The 16,500-nt window shown below is 74.7% G+C and carries 16 protein-coding genes; 7 read left to right on the forward strand and 9 right to left on the reverse strand.

The window, feature by feature from the left end; genetic code table 11:
- A partial coding sequence (locus BG452_RS14865) for a transposase (protein WP_188304763.1) occupies window positions 1-1,035 on the reverse strand: 1,035 nt, incomplete at its 3' end.
- A gap of 367 nt (window positions 1,036-1,402) precedes the next feature.
- On the opposite strand from BG452_RS14865, the gene BG452_RS14870 reads away from it, so the two are divergent.
- The 3 genes from BG452_RS14870 to BG452_RS14880 all read left to right on the forward strand — a co-directional run bounded on the left by BG452_RS14870 (window position 1,403) and on the right by BG452_RS14880 (window position 4,898).
- A complete protein-coding gene (locus tag BG452_RS14870; RefSeq protein ID WP_188304764.1) occupies window positions 1,403-2,389 on the forward strand; it encodes a helix-turn-helix transcriptional regulator in 987 nt (328 codons plus the stop codon).
- Between the two features lie 313 nt (window positions 2,390-2,702).
- Window positions 2,703-3,974, forward strand: coding sequence for an aminoglycoside phosphotransferase family protein (locus BG452_RS14875; protein WP_188304765.1), 1,272 nt, complete (start codon window positions 2,703-2,705; stop codon window positions 3,972-3,974).
- Window positions 3,975-3,983: 9 nt separating this feature from the next.
- Window positions 3,984-4,898 (forward strand): LysR family transcriptional regulator, encoded by a 915-nt coding sequence (locus tag BG452_RS14880; protein ID WP_188304766.1) that lies wholly within the window; start codon window positions 3,984-3,986, stop codon window positions 4,896-4,898.
- On the opposite strand, the gene BG452_RS14885 is transcribed toward BG452_RS14880, so the two are convergent.
- From BG452_RS14885 to BG452_RS14895, 3 genes are all read right to left on the reverse strand, one after another.
- Window positions 4,891-6,090, reverse strand: coding sequence for an MFS transporter (locus tag BG452_RS14885; RefSeq protein WP_188304767.1), 1,200 nt, complete (start codon window positions 6,088-6,090; stop codon window positions 4,891-4,893). The two genes, BG452_RS14880 and BG452_RS14885, sit on opposite strands and share 8 nt — an antisense overlap.
- A gap of 151 nt (window positions 6,091-6,241) precedes the next feature.
- Window positions 6,242-6,580: a ferredoxin gene (locus BG452_RS14890; protein WP_317621050.1), complete on the reverse strand. Its 339-nt coding sequence runs from the start codon at window positions 6,578-6,580 to the stop codon at window positions 6,242-6,244.
- Window positions 6,577-7,797, reverse strand: coding sequence for a cytochrome P450 (locus BG452_RS14895; protein WP_223242230.1), 1,221 nt, complete (start codon window positions 7,795-7,797; stop codon window positions 6,577-6,579). The genes BG452_RS14890 and BG452_RS14895 overlap by 4 nt, the downstream gene beginning before the upstream one ends.
- Window positions 7,798-8,468: 671 nt before the next feature.
- Here BG452_RS14895 and BG452_RS14900 point away from each other — a divergent pair.
- From BG452_RS14900 to BG452_RS14910, 3 genes are all read left to right on the forward strand, one after another.
- Entirely contained in the window at window positions 8,469-9,554 is a 1,086-nt protein-coding gene (locus BG452_RS14900; protein ID WP_188304768.1) for an S-(hydroxymethyl)mycothiol dehydrogenase, read from the forward strand.
- Window positions 9,551-10,180, forward strand: a complete 630-nt coding sequence (locus BG452_RS14905; protein ID WP_188304769.1) for an MBL fold metallo-hydrolase — start codon at window positions 9,551-9,553, stop codon at window positions 10,178-10,180. The genes BG452_RS14900 and BG452_RS14905 overlap by 4 nt, the downstream gene beginning before the upstream one ends.
- Window positions 10,181-10,258: 78 nt before the next feature.
- On the forward strand, window positions 10,259-10,660 hold the full coding sequence (locus BG452_RS14910) for a pyridoxamine 5'-phosphate oxidase family protein (RefSeq protein WP_188304770.1): 402 nt from the start codon (window positions 10,259-10,261) through the stop codon (window positions 10,658-10,660).
- Window positions 10,661-10,699: 39 nt separating this feature from the next.
- On the opposite strand, the gene BG452_RS14915 is transcribed toward BG452_RS14910, so the two are convergent.
- From BG452_RS14915 to BG452_RS14935, 5 genes are all read right to left on the reverse strand, one after another.
- Window positions 10,700-11,104 carry an SRPBCC family protein gene (locus BG452_RS14915; RefSeq protein WP_188304771.1) on the reverse strand — a complete coding sequence of 135 codons (405 nt, stop codon included), beginning with the start codon at window positions 11,102-11,104 and terminating at the stop codon, window positions 10,700-10,702.
- Window positions 11,101-11,415, reverse strand: coding sequence for a metalloregulator ArsR/SmtB family transcription factor (locus BG452_RS14920; RefSeq protein ID WP_188304772.1), 315 nt, complete (start codon window positions 11,413-11,415; stop codon window positions 11,101-11,103). Before BG452_RS14920 ends, BG452_RS14915 begins: the two co-directional genes overlap by 4 nt.
- Window positions 11,416-11,651: 236 nt before the next feature.
- Window positions 11,652-12,299: a 2'-5' RNA ligase family protein gene (locus BG452_RS14925; protein ID WP_188304773.1), complete on the reverse strand. Its 648-nt coding sequence runs from the start codon at window positions 12,297-12,299 to the stop codon at window positions 11,652-11,654.
- On the reverse strand, window positions 12,296-14,311 hold the full coding sequence (locus tag BG452_RS14930; RefSeq protein ID WP_188304774.1) for an ABC transporter ATP-binding protein: 2,016 nt from the start codon (window positions 14,309-14,311) through the stop codon (window positions 12,296-12,298). The genes BG452_RS14925 and BG452_RS14930 overlap by 4 nt, the downstream gene beginning before the upstream one ends.
- Window positions 14,312-14,469: 158 nt before the next feature.
- The gene (locus tag BG452_RS14935; protein WP_188304775.1) at window positions 14,470-15,636 is read right to left on the reverse strand and encodes an alanine--tRNA ligase-related protein; all 1,167 of its coding nucleotides are present in this window, start codon (window positions 15,634-15,636) and stop codon (window positions 14,470-14,472) included.
- Window positions 15,637-16,027: 391 nt separating this feature from the next.
- Between BG452_RS14935 and BG452_RS14940 the strand changes: the two genes are divergently transcribed.
- Window positions 16,028-16,500, forward strand: a 473-nt coding sequence (locus tag BG452_RS14940; RefSeq protein WP_317621051.1) for an ROK family protein, incomplete at its 3' end; no start/stop codon positions are given.

The following is a 16,500-nucleotide window of genomic DNA, read 5'->3' on the forward strand; positions in this document are numbered from 1 at the left end:
CACCTCCCGGTGGCTCGGCCCCCACTCCCGCTCGGCCCGGCCCAGCCGCTCCAGCGCCGCGGACTCGGTGGGCGCCGTACAGGTCTCGTGCAGGGCCCGGGCCAGCGCGCCCCAGTCCTCGCCCGGCGCGTGCCGCAGCGCGGCGGGCAGCAGATGGGCCACCGAGGTGTGCACCACGGTGCGCGGCCACCGCGCGGCCGCCGCCTCGGCCAGGCCCGCGCCGGCGTCACCGACCAGCACCCAGACCTCGTGCACCCCGCGCTCGGCGAGTCCGGCCAGCACCTGCGGCCAGTGCTCCCCGTCCGTGGCCGGCCACAGGCCCAGCACCTCGCGCAGCCCGTCGGTGGACACCCCCAGTGCCAGGTGCACCAGCGGGCCGCCGGAACGCCCGCTGCGCACCGAGTCGAGGAACACCACCGGATAGACCGGGTCCAGCGGGCGCCCGCGCCGGTCGGCGAGTTCGTCCAGCACCTGGTCGGTGATCACCGAGACGGTCTCCCGGCTGAGTTCCACCCCGTACACCTCGGACAGGTGCGCCACCAACTCGCCCGAGCTGAGGCCGCGCGCGGTCAGCGAGACCACCAGCCGGTCGAGGCCGGGCAGCCGCCGTGCCCGGGGGCGGACCGTCCGGGGGGCGAAGCTGCCGTCCCGGTCCCGCGGCACCCGCACCTCGACCGGGCCGATCTCGGTGAGGATCCGTCTGGCCCGGGCGCCGTTGGGGCCGTTGGGGCTGCCGGGGCTGCCGGGGCTGCCAGGGCCACCAGGGCTGCCGGGGCTCCCAGAGCCACCGGGGCTCCCAGGGCTCCCAGGGCCGCCGCGACCGTTGACGCCGGCCGGGTTGGTGCCGCCGGGCCCCGCGCCGCGCAGGTGCTCCTGCAGCTCGATCTCCAGCGCGCGCTCGATCAACTGCTTGGCCAGTGCCTGCAGCAGCCCGCCGTCACCGAGCAGGTGCACGGCGCCGGAGCCGACCTGCGCGGCCGCGGCCTCCGCGAGCTGCCGCACCAGCCGCTGGTCCACCAGCCCGGCCGGGTCCACGGGCGGAGGCGGATCGGGATCAGCTCGCAACAAGGGTGCCCTCCGTCCGTCGGCCGGCCCTCCGCCGACCGTTCGCTCCGGCCGCCCGGACGCGGCGACACGCGCAATGCGGCGGCCATCCGCCCGTTACCGCCGCCGGGTACGGTCGTCCTCGCCGTCAGCACCGCCGGACGCCGTTGTCGGGCATGCCCGGTTTCACCGTGAACCGCTGATTTCCGCGTCTTCAGCGCGTACACTCGCGGCTGTCGTGGCCCGGGGGGGATGCGTCCGAACGGCAGGCGAGCACCATCCTGCCCCTTCGGGTGCCTGGCTGTTGCCGGTGCGGGCATTCGTGAAAGCGCAATGCCGAAGCCGGAAGGATGCCCAGATGTGCGTATCCCAGGACACCAGCACGGAAAAGGGGACACCCCAACTGTGCGACCGCGGTGTGGAGTTCTACCGCACCGCCCTCGCCGAGGGCGGCGCCACCGCCGGACAGGCCCCCGAATGCCTGCTCAGCATGGGTCTGCTGCGCGCCCTGCCCGGCGTCGGGCAGCGGCTGGCCCCCGTCCCGCCCGACCTCGCGGTCACCGGCCTGACCAGGCCGCTCGAACTCGCCGTGCTCGCCCACCAGGAACAGCTCGCCGAGCTGCGCACCGCCTTCACCGCCGCCGAACACGCCTACCAGGACGTGATGAGACAGGCCCAGCTCCCGATCCGCCTGCTGGCCGGCGAGGAGATCAACCCCGCCCTGGAGAAGGCCGTCGCCGCCTGCACCGAGGAACTGCGCACCGCCCAGCCCGGCGGCGGCCGCGGCGCCGACCAGCTCGCCGACGCCCTCCCGCGCGACCTCGCCCTCGCCGAACGCGGCGTCCGCCAACGCACCCTCTACCAGCACACCGTGCGCTCGCACGGCCCGACGCTCGCCTACATCGAACAGGTCAGCGCCCGGGGCGCCCAGGTGCGCACCCTCAACGAGGTCTTCGACCGGGTCATCATCTGCGACCGCTCCACCGCCTTCGTCCCGGCCGGCGCCGACCGGGAAGCCGCCGCGATGCTCATCCAGTTCCCGCCGCTGGTCGAGTACCTGCTCAAGATCTACCAACTGATGTGGGAACGCGCCGAGCCCGTCACCTACCTGGAGGGCCACCACCGGCCCCAGCTGCTCACCGACCGCACCCGGCAGAACGTCCTGCGGCTGATGGTCAACGGCTTCACCGACGAGGCCATCGCCTCCCGCCTCGGCATGAGCACCCGTACCGTCTCCAGCCACATCCAGAAGGCCAGCGAACTCCTCGGCAGCCGCAGCCGCGGCCACCTCGGCTACATCATCGCGCGCGAGGGCGTGCTGGACGAGCCGCTCGACGACCTCTGACGGCCGCTGGGCTCAACAGGTGCTCCCGGTCGAAGGCTTCGGGCAGCGCGCAGCCCCGCCGTGCGGGCACCGGAGAGGACCCGTCAGCGGGGGAGCGCCATGCCCTCCTGCGCCGCGGATCACCGCACCGCCCGCGAACCCGCTCCCGGCCTCGGCGGTCGGCCCGCCGCGGTCACCGCCGGGCCGGAAGCGGGTGGGCCGGAAGCGGGTGGGCAGCAGGCGCCGGGGCCGGTCCGCCCGGGCCCCGGCACATGGCCGGTCCCGCGCGGAAATCCGTTCGCGTGACCGGGGGTTGGTCGGCGAAGCTGCCCGGATGCAGCGAGCGAACAGCCGGACCGTGACCGTCGACCTCACCCACGGGGACGAGTACTTCGGGCAGTTGGGCCCGTTCGAGGCCGCCGTCGGGTGGTGGTCCTCGGTGGACGGGGTCGTCGCCCGGGCGACCGAACTGGCCGGCGTGCCGGTGCTGGTGGTCCGGCTGATGGACGGCCACAGCGACGACCCCGGCCACGGCGGCCGGGTCCGCTACCACGCCGAGGCGCTCCGCCGGCCGACCGCCCTCCCATCCCGCCCGCTGGAGGGCGAGCTGGGTACCGACGACGCCCGGCGCGCCGCCTGGGCCACCCCCGAGGGCCTGCGCGCGGCGCTGACCTGGGCCGAGGAAGAGCTCACCGCTCTCGGCCGTCCCGTCGGCGCCGCCGCGCGGCAGATCCGGACCTGGAACCTCTCGGGTCTATTCCGCCTCCCCACCGCCACCGGCCCCGACGCCTGGCTGAAGACCACCAGCCCGCGCTTCAACGCCCCCGAGGGGGAGGTCATCGCGCTGCTCGGCGGCGTCGACCCCTCGCTCGTACCGACCGTCCTCGCCGCCGACCCGGCCGCCGGGCGGCTGCTGCTCGACCACATCCCCGGCGAGGACTGCTGGAGCCCGAGCGAGGAGACCGTCGCCGACGTCGTCCCGCGCTTCGTCGCCGCCCAGGCCGCCCTCGCCCAGCACCCCGGCGCCCTCGCCGGCCTGCGCGACCGCACACCCGCCGCCCTGCGCAGCCGGCTGTCGGCCCTGCTGGACCGGCTCCCCGCCGAGACCGACCTGACGGTGGAGGAACGCGACCGGCTACGGGAGTTCGCCGCCGGCCTGCCCACGCTGCTGCACGAACTGGCCGCCTGCGGACTCCCCACGACACTGCTGCACGGCGACTTCCACCCCGGCAACTGGCGCACCGGTGACGGCAGCCCGGTCGTCGTCGACTACGCCGACGCCTGCCTCGGCCACCCCGCCCAGGACGGCCTGCGCCCTCGCGCCTACCTCACCCCGGCGGCCTGGCAGCACTACACCGAGGTCTGGACGGCCGCCTGGCGCCGGCACGCCCCCGGCTCGGACCCGCAGCGCGCCCTCGAACTCGCCGAACCGCTCCACCACCTGTTCTACGCGCTGCGCTACCAGGAGTTCCTGGACCACATCGAACCCAGCGAACGTCCCTACCACGAGGGCGATCCGGCCGCCGAACTGCGCGCCGCCCTCGGCTGCGGCCGTCCGGCCGAAGGGCCCGGAGGCGTACCGGCCGCCGCCCCCGTCGGGCCCTAGACTGCCCTGGTGGAACGTACGCCCCCGAACCCGGCGCCCTCGGTGCTGCCGGAGTTGCCGTTGCAGGAGCTGGAGTGCTTCGCCGTGCTGGTGCACCAGTTGCACTTCGGGCGGACGGCGGAGCTGCTCGGTGTCTCGCAGGGGCGGGTGTCGCAGCTGATCAAGCGGCTGGAGGGCCGGGTCGGTGCGCCGGTGTTCGAACGGACCAGCCGACGGGTGGAGTTGACCGACCTGGGCCGCACGCTGGCCGAGCGGGTTGTGCCCGCCTTCGCCCGGCTGCGGGAGGGGTACGAGGACGCCCGGGCGCGGGCAGCGGCCGCCGGCCGGTCGCTGCGGCTCGGGTTCCAGTGCGCGGTGTACGAGCCGGTGGCGCGGGCCGTCGGGGGGCTGCCGGAGGGCGCGACGCAGTTGGTGGAACTGCCCTGGGGGGATCCGTTCTCGCAGCTCACCGGGGGCGGGGTCGACCTGGCGATCGTGCTGGGGCCGTGCCGGGAGCCGGAGTTGGAGGTGCTGCTGGAGTTCTCCCGGCAGCCGGTGTTCGTGGCGGTGGCCGCCGCGGCGCGGCCGGCCGGGGCGGACGCCGTCTCGGCGGAGGAGCTGGCCGCGCTGCCGCTGATCGAGCCGCGCGGCCCGGCACCCGAGTACTGGCGGTCGGCCAATGCCCCGCGCCGGACGCCGAGCGGCCGGGAGCTGGCCTACCCAGCGGGCGCCGCCACCATGCAGGAGGGGCTCTCGATGGTGGCCAGCACCCGCCGGGGGATGCTGTTGTGCGAGGCCAGCACCCGCTACGTCCCCCGGCCGGACATCCGCTACCTGCCGGTGCCGGAGCTGGCACCGAGCACGCTGCAGGTGGTGCAGCACGGGCAGCGGCCGCACCGGCTGGCCGGCCGGCTGGTGGAGCTGCTGCGGGCGGAGGTCAGCTGACGGCGTCGCCGCGCGGGCGGGTGAGGACGGCGGTCAGCAGTCCGGCGGCGGTCAGTGCGGCCGCGGTGTACAGCACGGCGTGGTTCCCGGCCCGGTCGACCACCACCCCGCCGGCCAGCGACCCGAGCGCGATGCTCGCGTTGAACACGCCCGCCCAGACGGCCGCCGAGGCCTCGATCCGGTCCGGGTCGGCGGTGCGGAACCAGGTCTGGGTGGAGACCGACACCCCGCCGTACGAGGCGCCCCAGACGACCAGGGCGAGCAGCACGGTGGTGACGCGGCCGGTGGCGGACGGCAGCAGGGCGGCGGCCAGGGAGACGCCGGAGAGGGCGAGGGTGACGGCGGCCCTGGGGCGGCGGCCGGCCAGCGGGCCGAGGGTGAAGTTCCCGGCGACGCCCGCCAGTCCGTACACCAGCAGGCAGCTCGCGAGGACGCCGCTGCTGAGGCCGGCGTCGGTTTCGAGGACCGGGCGGACGTAGGTGTAGCCGGCGAAGTGGCCGAGGACGACGAACGCGGTGATGGCGGTGCCGGCGGCGACGCCCCGGTTGCGCAGGGCGTCGGTGAGGCCGCCCAGCCGGCCGCGTTCGGCGACCGGCAGAGCGGGGAGGGCGGCGGCGAGCACGGCGGCGGAGAGGGCTCCGAGCAGGGCGAGCGCCCAGAACGCGGCGCGCCAGTCGAGCAGCGCGGCGAGGTAGGTGCCGAGCGGGACGCCGAGCACCGAGGCGATCGAGACGCCGGAGAAGATCAGCGTCATGGCGAGCGCAAGGCGTGGCCCGTCGGCGAGGCGCGGTCCGAGGCTCGCGGCGAGGCCCCAGACGATGCCCATGGCGGCGCCGAGCAGGACCCGGCCGAGGGCCAGGACGAGGAAGTCCGGTGCGAGGGCGCTGATCGCGTTGGCCAGGCCGAGCAGCAGCATGAAGGCGATCAGGACGGTCCTGCGGTCGCGGCGCCCGACGAGTACCGGGGTGAAGGGGGAGAGGGCGGCGGCGATCAGGCCGGTGACGGTGAGGGAGAGGCCGGTGGTGCCGTCGGAGACGCCGAGGCTGCGGGACATCGGGGTGAGCAGGCCGACCGGCATCATCTCCGAGGACACCACGGTGAAGGTGGCCAGGGCGACGGCGAGGACCGGTGTCCAGCGGTGGGCGGTGGGTGGGGCGGGCGTCGGGGGTGCGAGGGCTTCCGCGTTCGTCATACGGTCAGCTCACCAGTCGGCGGAAGGGCCCGACAAGATCGAATAGCTCATCGACCGATTAGCCCGGCTCATTGATCGGTGTGGTTCGTCGAGACCGCCCCGGTGTCGTCCCCCCCGCGACTGCGGGGGTGGACGGCACCGGGGCGGACCGTCACTCCGCCGGAGCGATCCGGTACCCGCCGCGCGCCGAGTGGAGGACCAGCGCCTCGACCGGGCAGAACTCCACGGCCTCGGCCAGTCCGTCCGTCAACTCCGCGCCGCCGTCCGCGTATTCGGCCACCGGCTGGGCCAGCCCGTCGGCGCCGAGGGTCAGCGATTCGGGGGCGCTGAGGGCGCACATCCCGGAGCCGATGCAGCGGTCCCGGTCGACCCGGACCACCACCGCATCGGCGGTGTCGGCGCCCGCCCCGGCGGTGTCGGTCCCCGCCTCGGCGGAGCCCGTGAGACCGGCGGGGCCGGGCGAGCCGGTGGCCTTCGAGGAGCCCGTCACCAGCTGACCCGCAGCGTGTCGGGGCTGCGGGTCAGCAGCCCGCGCCGCCAGTCGATGTCCGCGACCGGTTCGGCCATCCGCAGCGAGGGCAGCCGCCGGGCCAGCCGGTGCAGGGCGAGCTCCAGCTCCATCCGGGCCAGCCAGGCGCCCAGGCAGTGGTGCGGTCCGGCGCCGAAGGTGAGCATCGGCGCGGCCAGCGGGGAGAACAGCTCGGTGCGCAGGTCCCCGGTGAAGACCTCCGGGTCATGGTTGGCGGAGCCGGTGTCGGCGGCGACGACGCTGCCGGCCGGGATGACCACCCCGCCGATCTCCACGTCCTCCACCGTGCGGCGCAGCAGTCCGGGCATGTGGTCGGCGGCGTCGCCGAGCGGTACCGCGCGCAGGATCTGCTCGGTCGCGGCGGCGGCGCTGGCCTCGTCGGAGGCGAGCCGCTGCCAGGCGTCCTGGCCGTCCTGGAGCAGGTAGACCAGGGCGTTGCCGAGGCTGGTCATGGTGGTCTCGTGGCCGGCCACCACCAGGCCGATGACCAGGGCGATCAGCTGCCCCTCGGTGATCGAGCCGTCCTCGTCGGCGGCCGCGAGCAGGCTGCTGACCAGGTCCTCGCCCGGTTCGGCGCGGCGCTCGGCGATCACCTCGGCGCCGAAGGCGGCGAACTCGGTCATCGCGGTGACGATCGCCTCGGCGCTGTAGGCGGTGGTGGAGAGCGCGTGGTCGCTCCAGTGCGCGAGCCGCTTGCCGTCCAGGTTGTCCAGGCCCATCAGACGGCTGATCACCGCGACCGGCAGCGGCCGGGTGTAGCCGGCGACGATGTCGACGGGGGAGCCCCGGTCGATCAGCTCGTCGATCAGCGACTCGATCACCGAGGCCACCCAGGGCTTCCAGCGGGCGATCGCGCGCGGGGTGAACGCCCGCTGTACCGTGCGGCGCAGCCGCTGGTGTTCGGTGCCGTCGATGTTCAGCATGCTCTGCGGGTCGTCCAGGATATTCGGCGTGACCATCAGCGGCGGCGCGTCCGGCGCGTAGAGCGGGGCACGGCCCAGGCGCGGGTCGGTCAGGACCTGCCGGACGTCGGCGTGCCGGCTGACCAGCCAGACGGGGGTGCCGGTGGGCAGCGCGGCGAGCCGGGGCGGGCCGGGTTCGAGGTGGCGCAGGCAGTGCATCGGGGGGAGCGGGGCGGTGCCGGTGCCGGCACCGGTCGCACTGTTCTCGGTGGACATCCGTACTCCAGACTCCAGGGCGGGGACCGCGTGGTGCGGCCCGACGGGGGGTGGATCCGGGGTTGGTGCGGGGACGGGCGGTTCGGCCGGGGCGGCTCGACTCGGGGCCGGCGGTGCGGTGGTTCCGGGTGCGTGGGTGGGCCGGGGGTGCGGGTGGGACCGGGGACGCCGCCCGTGCGGGGCGCGGGCCCGTGCGCGGGACGGCGCGAAACGTGCGGGAGCGCACGGTCGGTACGCGCCCGGCACGGGCGGCGCGCGGTGGCTTGCCGTCAGGTGGGGCGGGTGTGCTGAGCGTGGTCGCGTGGACCGTCTCTGCTACGACCGTACGTGGACGGCGGGGTGCCCGTCTGCGGCACTTCCAGCCAACGGTGGCGCTTTCCGGGCAGTTCGTTGCACGCTGACGGGCGCTCAACACCACCCGAGCGCCCCCCGTACGGGACCGCGCCGGGCCAGACCCGATCCTGTCCGGGGCCGCCCCGCCCCACCCGGCCCGCGCCGCCGCTCGACCGGGCGGGCGTTACCCTTCGTAGGCACTCCTTCGGTCGTGCCTCCCGTGCCCTGGCGCCGCGGCCCCGGCAAGGATCCACGAGACAGGCCCTAGAGTTCTCCCGCAGTCGTTTGTCGCAGGTCACGCCGGTGCGAAGGCGCACCGGCCGACGGAGGTGGATCGGATGGCCCAGCAGGTCAAGGCAGTCATCGCGCGTGCCAAGGGCGCGCCCGTGGAGGTGACCACGATCGTGGTGCCGGACCCGGGGCCGGGCGAGGCGGTGGTCCGGATCCAGGCGTGCGGCGTCTGCCACACCGACCTCCACTACCGCGAGGGCGGTATCAACGACGAGTTCCCGTTCCTGCTCGGCCACGAGGCCGCGGGCATCGTGGAGTCGGTCGGCGAGGGTGTCACCGAGGTCGAGCCGGGCGACTTCGTCGTCCTCAACTGGCGCGCGGTGTGCGGTCAGTGCCGCGCCTGCAAGCGCGGCCGCGCGCAGTACTGCTTCAACACCCACAACGCCGAGCAGAAGATGACGCTGCTGGACGGCACCGAGCTGTCCCCGGCCCTGGGCATCGGCGCCTTCGCCGAGAAGACCCTGGTCGCGGCCGGCCAGTGCACCAAGGTCGACCCGGCGGCCGAGCCGGCCGTCGCCGGCCTGCTGGGCTGCGGGGTGATGGCGGGCCTCGGTGCGGCGATCAACACCGGCAACGTCGGCCGCGGTGACACCGTCGCGGTGATCGGCTGCGGCGGTGTCGGCGGGGCGGCCGTGATGGGCTCCCGGCTGGCGGGCGCGTCGAAGATCATCGCGGTGGACATCGACGACCGCAAGCTGGAGACGGCCCGTACCCTCGGCGCCACCCACACCGTCAACTCCCGCACCACCGACCCGGTCGAGGCGATCCGCGAGCTGACCGGCGGCAACGGCGCGGACGTCGTGGTGGAGGCCGTCGGCCGCCCCGAGACGTACAAGCAGGCCTTCTACGCCCGGGACCTCGCGGGCACCGTCGTCCTGGTCGGCGTGCCGACCCCGGAGATGACCCTGGAACTGCCGCTGCTGGACGTCTTCGGCCGCGGCGGCGCCCTGAAGTCCTCCTGGTACGGCGACTGCCTGCCCTCCCGGGACTTCCCGATGCTGATCGACCTCTACCTCCAGAACCGCCTGGACCTGCGGGCCTTCGTCACCGAGACGATCGAGCTCGACGCCGTCGAGCAGGCCTTCGAGCGCATGCACCACGGCGACGTCCTCCGCTCGGTGGTGATCCTGTGACCGCGCGCATCGACCGGCTGGTCACCGCCGGGACGTTCGAACTCGACGGCGGCAGCTGGGAGGTGGAGAACAACGTCTGGATCGTCGGCGACGACGAGGAGGCGGTGGTGATCGACGCCGCCCACGACGCCGAGGCCATCGAGGCCGCGCTCGGCGGGCGCCGGCTGCTGGCGATCGTCTCCACCCACGCGCACAACGACCACATCGACGCCGCCCCGGCCCTGGCCGAGCGCACCGGCGCGCCGATCCTGCTGCACCCGGACGACCTCCCGCTGTGGAAGCTCACCCACCCCGAGCGGCTTCCGGACGGCGAACTCGCCGACGGGCAGCGGATCGTGGTGGCCGGCACCGAACTGACGGTGCTGCACACCCCGGGCCACGCGCCCGGCGCGGTCTGCCTGTACGCGCCCGGACTCGGCACCGTCTTCACCGGCGACACCCTGTTCCACGGCGGCCCGGGCGCGACCGGACGCTCCTTCTCGCACTTCCCGACCATCATCGAGTCGATCCGCGAGCGGCTGCTCTCCCTCCCGGCCGACACCGTGGTGCGCACCGGTCACGGCGACCCGACCACCATCGGCGCCGAGGCCCCGGCCCTGCCGGAGTGGATCGCCCGCGGCCACTGAGGCCGTGACGTCTGCTGAGGCGGTGGCAGTACGGCCCCCGGGAGTCGAACGATCTCCGGGGGCCGTACGATCGCGATCATGGCCCATGACCCGCGCGATCTCGACGACGCCTTCCTCGCCTTCTGGCGCGAGCGGCACATCTCCACCCTGACCACCACCCGCCCCGACGGCACGCCGCACGTGGTGCCGGTCGGTGTGACCTTCGATCCGGTGACGGGCCTCGCCCGGGTGATCACCAGCCGCACCAGCCGCAAGGCCCGCAACGTGGCGGCGGCCGGACCGCAGGGACTGCGGGTCGCGGTCTGCCAGGTCGACCGGGCCCGCTGGTCCACCCTGGAGGGCGTCGCGGTGCTGCGGGACGCGCCCGAGCAGGTCGCCGACGCCGAGCGGCGCTACGCCGAGCGCTACCGCCCGCCCCGGGAGAACCCGGACCGGGTGGTCATCGAGATCACCGTCGAGCAGGTCCTCGGCCGGGCCTGAGCGCCGTCGGGCCGCTCTCGTCGCCAGTAGCTCCGCCAGTCACTCCGCCAGCGCGGGGGCGATCCGGCGCAGCACCGACGGCCATCCGCGCCCCATGCCCTGGTGGGCCTGCCGGCCCATCGGGGTGTCCAGGTCGAACCCCGCGTGCTCCAGCAGCAGCCGTGTGCCGTGCCCCTCGGGCACCAGCCGCCAGGTGACGGTGGTGTCCAGCGAGCCCGCGCCGAAGGCGTACCGCAGCAGCCGTTCGACCTCCACCTCGACCACCTCGCAGGGCTGCTGCCCCCACGGCCCCATGTCCAGGGTGAACCGGTGCCCCACCACCGCCCTCACGTCCCCGGCGGCCCACCACCGGGCGTGCAGCTCCGGATCGGTCAGCGCCGCCCACACCCGCGCGGGCGGGTGCGGCAGGAACTCGTCGCAGTGGATCGCGGCCTTCTCGGTCATGAACTCTCCTCGTCCAGGAGCTCGCGCAACGAACGCATCCGCGCCCGCCAGTAGTGCTCGAAGGGGTGCAGCCACTGCCCGACCTCGGCCAGCGGCGCGGCTTCCAGGTGGTAGTAGCGGTGCCGCCCCCTCGGCTCCTCGCGCACCAGCCGGGCGTTCCGCAGCACCGCCAGGTGCTCGGACACGGCCGGCCGGCTGAGCTCGAACTCCCCGGCCAGCTCCCCGGCCGCCCGGGGCCCCGCCCGCAGGCTTTCCAGCAGCCTCCGCCGTACGGGATTGGCCAGCGCGCTGAACACATCGACATCCGCCATGCCCCCACCATGCGTCGGAGACTTCCGACATGTCAACGTCTTCCGACGCATGGAAGCGCGCCGGCCTCCTGCGGAAGCTCGACCGGGCGGGGGCGGTCGAACGGATCCATCGATCTGACGCATCGTCAACTTATCTATGTGGCAGCTGGTTGTCCCAGGTGCAGGCCCGCGAGCAGGCCCCGCGCCCACCCCTCGGCGGCACGGGCCGGCGACGCGTCCCCGACGGTCCGGGGCGCTCACGCGTCGAGGCGAATGGTGGCGAGGGTGTCCCAGTCGAGCTGCCAGACGGGGAGCTCGGTGCCGGGGGCGGGAGCGCGCCGCCAGTGGACCTCGTTGAGGATGATGCGGCGCACGGTGAACGGGGCGTGGCCGGGGCGGACGCGGTGGATGGTCTGGGCGAGTTCGTCGGTGTCGGCGTCGGCGGTCGCGTAGCCGGCGGTGGTGTGGAGGACGCCGAGCGGGTAGTCGGTGGAGTCGGGGCCGAAGACGTGGTGGACGGCGGTGCGGACGCGCCGTTGGAGGGCGGCGAGGGCGTGGTCGGGGTGGAGGTCGAGCCGGACGCCGGTGCGGTAGGCGATCGGTGAGCCGGCCTGGAGCCGGATCGGTCCGGTGCCGGCGACGGCGGTGCGCAGCCGGTCGGCGAGGCGGCGGTGCTCGGCCGGGCCGATGGTGTCCGCCGGGGTGGAGGTGATCATGTCGAGGGTGATGTGGGTGCGGTCGTCGGGCACGGGCAGCACGGGGTAGCCGGTCAGGGCCTTGCGGAGGTCGGTGAGCAGGGTGTGCAGGGCCGAGCCGGCCGGCAGGTCGGGCAGGGCGTAGACCTGGAGGACGCGCAGGCCGTCGGGCCAGGGGGTGCGGCCGAAGGTGGGGTGGAAGGCCTTCATCTCGTCTCCTCGTGGTCGGGGGTGGCGGTGGCCTGGTGGGGGAGGTGGGGGCCGATGCCGTACTGGGCGGCCTGCAGCCGGTAGGCCTCGCGGTAGTCGGTGGGCCGGGCCATCAGTTCGGCGTGGGTGCCCTGTTCGGTGAGGCGGCCGTGGTGCAGGACGTAGATCCGGTCGGCCCGGGCGGTGGCCGCGAGGCGGTGGGTGATCAGGACGATGCTGACGCCGAGTTCGGTGAGGCCGCGGATCTTCTCGAAGGCCTGGATCTCGGCCTTGGCGTCCATCGCGCTGGTCGGCTCGTCGACCACGACCAGGTGCGGCAGCCGGCCGTCCGGCCCGGGGGTGGTGACGCGGTGGCGGAGCCGGGCGAGGGCGACCCGCTGCCACTGGCCGCCGGAGATGCCGACGCCGCCCTCGAAGCCCTTGGCGAGCAGGGTGTCCCAGCCGCGGTCGAGTTCGGCGAGCACCGGGTCCAGTTCGGCGTAGTCGGCGGCGGCCTCCAACGTGGCCTGCCCGGCCGGGACTTCGGGGCGGCCGAGGAGCAGGTTGGCGCGCAGGGTGAAGGCCCAGCGCTGGAAGTTCTGGGCCAGCAGGGCGATGCCGGCGAACAGCTGGACCCGGTCGGCGCCCGCGGTGTCGACGCCGTCCCAGCGGATGCGGCCCTGGTCGGGCCGGTAGACGCCGCACAGCAGGTGGGCGAGGGTGGACTTGCCGGAGCCGTTCTCGCCGACCAGGGCGATGACCTCGCCGCGGCGGATGGTCAGGCTGACCTTGTCGAGCGCGGGCGCGTCCCGGCCGGGGTAGGTGAAGGAGACGTCCTCGACGCTGATCTCCTCGGGGTGTTTGGGCAGCGGTGTGCCGCCGACCGGGATGCTGTGGCGGTGCCCGTCGCGGCGCAGCCGGTCCAGGTCGGCGACGAACAGGCTCTCCTCGTACAGGCTGTTGACCTGTGAGACCAGGCCGCCGATCGACGCCGAGCCGGTCCGGATGGCGACCACGGCGGTGCCGGCCACGGCCAGCGGCATCGAGCCGGAGTCGACCAGCCAGCCCAGGACGGCGAACGCCCCGGTGGTGGCGAGGCCGGCCAGCGCGGAGGCCAACAGGTCGGTGCGGGCCTTCGCCCCGGCGAGCCTGACCTGTTCGCGTTCGGCGGCGCGGGCCATCTGCTCGTAGTGCGCCAGCAGGAACGGCCCGCAGGCGTGCACCCGCACCTCGGCGGCCGACCACGGCCGGATCAGCATGTCCGCGAGCAGCCCGCTGGCCCGGTTGTGCTGGAGCATCGCCTGGGTGGACAGGTAACGGCGGCGGGCGGTGCGGACCGCGCCCCAGCCGCGCGGGGCGGTGATGAGCAGCAGCATCGGCAGCAGCGCGGGGTGCAGGACGGAGAGCACCCCGGCGGCCGAGACCAGCGCGAAGCCGGCGGTGAGGACGGCGGTGGCCTGGCCGATGATGCGCTGGAGCGAGGCGGCGCCCCAGCGGGCGGAGTCGACCTCGGCGAGGAACTCCGGGTCCTCGATCGCGGCCAGCTCGGAGCGCGAGACGATCTCCAGGAAGTCCACGGTGGCCTGGCGGAACACGGCCGGTTCCAGCCGGCCGGAGGCGCGTTCGGACCCGGCGGCGAGCACGGCCGACAGTGCGTAGACGGCGCCGACGGTCGCGATCGCCGGGAGGGCCGCGTGCAGGACGGTCGTCACCTCGCCCGGGGTGAGCAGACGCCCGAGGGCCTGGTTGGTGGCGATCAGGGCCACGGCCGCGGCGACGCCGCGCAGCAGCTCGGCCGTCACCAGGGTCACCAGCGCGGTGCGGTCGGTGGCCCAGGCCATCCGCCCGGCCAGGCGCAGGAAGTGGGGCATCTGGCGGGCGACCGTCCAGAACGTCACCTTGGTGCCGGCGAACTCGTGCCTGGCCCAGCCGAAGTCGTAGCGCATCGGGCCGCCGAAGAGGAGTCGCTCGCTCTCGGAGACCGCCCGGGCCGGGGGGCCGTCCGTCCTCGTCCTGGTGCGGGGTGGGGTCATGGGGCTCCTGCCGTCGGGGGCGGTGTCCGGCGCCGGCGCGGGCCGGCCGGACGTCACGGACGCGTCGAAGGGCAGTGTCCGTGAAGCCCGGGCGGGCCGTGCCGGTTCCGGCCGGGATCAGCCGAACGGGTGAGTCGGGGCGGGCGCCGCCGCGGCCGTCACCGGGAGCGCAGGTCGAGGACGAGGTCGCGCGGCAGCCCGTGGGTGTCGTGGAGGTAGTGGAGGTCATCCTCGCCGAGCGGGCCGCGGAAGCGGGGGCGGGAGAGGAGCCGCCGGCCGCGGTCCAGGAGGCGGTCGAAGCGGCGCTCCTCGTCCAGCAGGACCTGACGGACCGTCTCCGTGGGCACGTCCTGGCGGAAGCGGTCCAGGGTGTGCCGGACCAGTTCGTCCGGCAGGTCGCCGAGGCCGCGCCGGGGGTCGTCGCGGCGCAGCACGGTGAGCACCCGGCGCACCAGGCGGCGGAGCACGTAGCCGCGGCCGGTGGTGGACGGGCGGACGCCGTCGCCGATGACGACCACGGACGAGCGCAGGTGGTCGCCGACCAGGCGCAGGGACGGCTCGTCCAGCCGCCACAGGGGCGGCAGCAGGCGGCGCCAGGGGTCGAAGACGTCGCACTCGAAGACCGAGGACCGGCCCTGGAGCAGTGAGGAGAGCCGTTCCAGGCCGAGCCCGGTGTCGACGTTGCGCTGGGGGAGCGGGACGAGCGAGCCGTCGTCGAGCCGCCGATGACGCATCATCACGTGGTTCCACACCTCGACCCAGCGGTCGTCCCGGGTGGGGGTCGACTCCGGCGGGGTGTCGCCGGTCCACAGGAAGATCTCCGAGTCGGGGCCGCACGGGCCGGTCGGCCCGTTGGACCACCAGTTGTCCTCGACGGTGAGCTCGACCGGGACCCCGCGGTCCTGCCACAGCTCCAGCGAGCCGGTGTCCGGGCCGACCCGGTCGTCGCCGCCGAACACGGTGACGTGCAGCCGGCCCGGATCGACGCCGAAGCCGTCGGTGAGCAGCCCGTAGCCCCAGTCGAGGCTCTGCGGGCCCTCGTAGTCGCCGAGGGACCAGCTGCCGAGCATCTCGAAGACGGTGAGGTGGGTGCGGTCGCCGACCTCGTCCAGGTCGGTGGTGCGCAGGCAGCGCTGGAGGTTGACCAGCCGCCGGCCGAGCGGGTGCGGGCGCCCCTCCAGGTAGGGGGTGAGGGGGTGCATGCCGGAGGTGGTGAACAGCACCTGGTCCCCGGGCGGGGGCAGCAGGGTGGAGCCGGTGATCCGGCGGTGGCCGCGCTCCTCGAAGTACTCGGTGAAGACGCGGACGAGCTGGTCGGTGTCCATGGCGGTGGCTCCTCGAGGGCCGGAGGGAGGCGCCGGAGAACGGGACCGCGCGATCGTCGGGCCGAGGAGGGAACACCTCGGAGCCACCACCGGCGGACCGTTTCCGGTCGCCGGGGGGAGGGGGGTACGTCAGGCGGCGGCAACCGGCGAGCTGGTCGCTCGCGCGGCTGCGGTGGTGCTTCGGTCCATGACGTCCATGCCCCCGAGGGTAACGCCGGGGGGACGGGCCGGGCCAGCCGTTTTACGGTGGCCCGGCCGGGCGCTCGCCACGGAGGGGGAACCGCAGGCCGCTCTTGACCGGTCGAACAGTGGCGGGATGGCTTGACTCGGGCAGGGGGCGGCCCTACGTTCGACCCGTTCTGATTGACCGGTCAAATCCAGGAGTGTCCATGTGCCCCGCCAGGACGTCGAGTTGCCCACGGAGGGGCGCGCGGTGACCGGGACGATGACCGCCATCGCCCTCGACGTCGGCGGCACCTTCATCAAGGGCGGCGCCACGGGCGAGGACGGCGTCCTGCGGGAGAGCACCCACTGGCCCACCGGCGCCGAGCGCGGCCCGGCCGCCGTGCTGGCGGCGGTGCTGACGGCGGCCCGGGAACTGGTGCACCGGCACCGTCCGGCCGCGGCCGGGATCGCGGTGCCGGGCATCGTCGACGACTCCTCGGGCACCGTGCTCCTCGCGGCCAACCTCGGCTGGCGCGGGCTGCCCCTGCGCGAGCGGCTCACCGAGGAGCTGGGCCTCCCGGTGGCGCTCGGCCACGACGTGCGGGCCGGCGGTCTCGCCGAGGCCCGGCTCGGCGCCGGCCGCGGCAGCCGGGACTTCCTGTTCGTCCCGGTCGGCACCGGTGTCGCCGCGGCGCTGAT

The sequence above is a fragment of the Streptomyces sp. CBMA123 genome, assembly GCF_014596465.1.
In the GTDB taxonomy this organism is placed as follows: domain Bacteria; phylum Actinomycetota; class Actinomycetes; order Streptomycetales; family Streptomycetaceae; genus Kitasatospora.

Bases quoted from the DNA above. Each gene is read 5' to 3' on its own strand.
- BG452_RS14870 (WP_188304764.1), top strand. From the start codon at position 1,403: ATGTGCGTATCCCAGGACACCAGCACGGAAAAGGGGACACCCCAACTG.
- BG452_RS14875 (WP_188304765.1), top strand. From the start codon at position 2,703: ATGCAGCGAGCGAACAGCCGGACCGTGACCGTCGACCTCACCCACGGG.
- BG452_RS14885 (WP_188304767.1), bottom strand. From the start codon at position 6,090: ATGACGAACGCGGAAGCCCTCGCACCCCCGACGCCCGCCCCACCCACC.
- BG452_RS14895 (WP_223242230.1), bottom strand. From the start codon at position 7,797: ATGTCCACCGAGAACAGTGCGACCGGTGCCGGCACCGGCACCGCCCCG.
- BG452_RS14900 (WP_188304768.1), top strand. From the start codon at position 8,469: ATGGCCCAGCAGGTCAAGGCAGTCATCGCGCGTGCCAAGGGCGCGCCC.
- BG452_RS14910 (WP_188304770.1), top strand. From the start codon at position 10,259: ATGGCCCATGACCCGCGCGATCTCGACGACGCCTTCCTCGCCTTCTGG.
- BG452_RS14915 (WP_188304771.1), bottom strand. From the start codon at position 11,104: ATGACCGAGAAGGCCGCGATCCACTGCGACGAGTTCCTGCCGCACCCG.
- BG452_RS14920 (WP_188304772.1), bottom strand. From the start codon at position 11,415: ATGGCGGATGTCGATGTGTTCAGCGCGCTGGCCAATCCCGTACGGCGG.
- BG452_RS14925 (WP_188304773.1), bottom strand. From the start codon at position 12,299: ATGAAGGCCTTCCACCCCACCTTCGGCCGCACCCCCTGGCCCGACGGC.
- BG452_RS14930 (WP_188304774.1), bottom strand. From the start codon at position 14,311: ATGACCCCACCCCGCACCAGGACGAGGACGGACGGCCCCCCGGCCCGG.
- BG452_RS14935 (WP_188304775.1), bottom strand. From the start codon at position 15,636: ATGGACACCGACCAGCTCGTCCGCGTCTTCACCGAGTACTTCGAGGAG.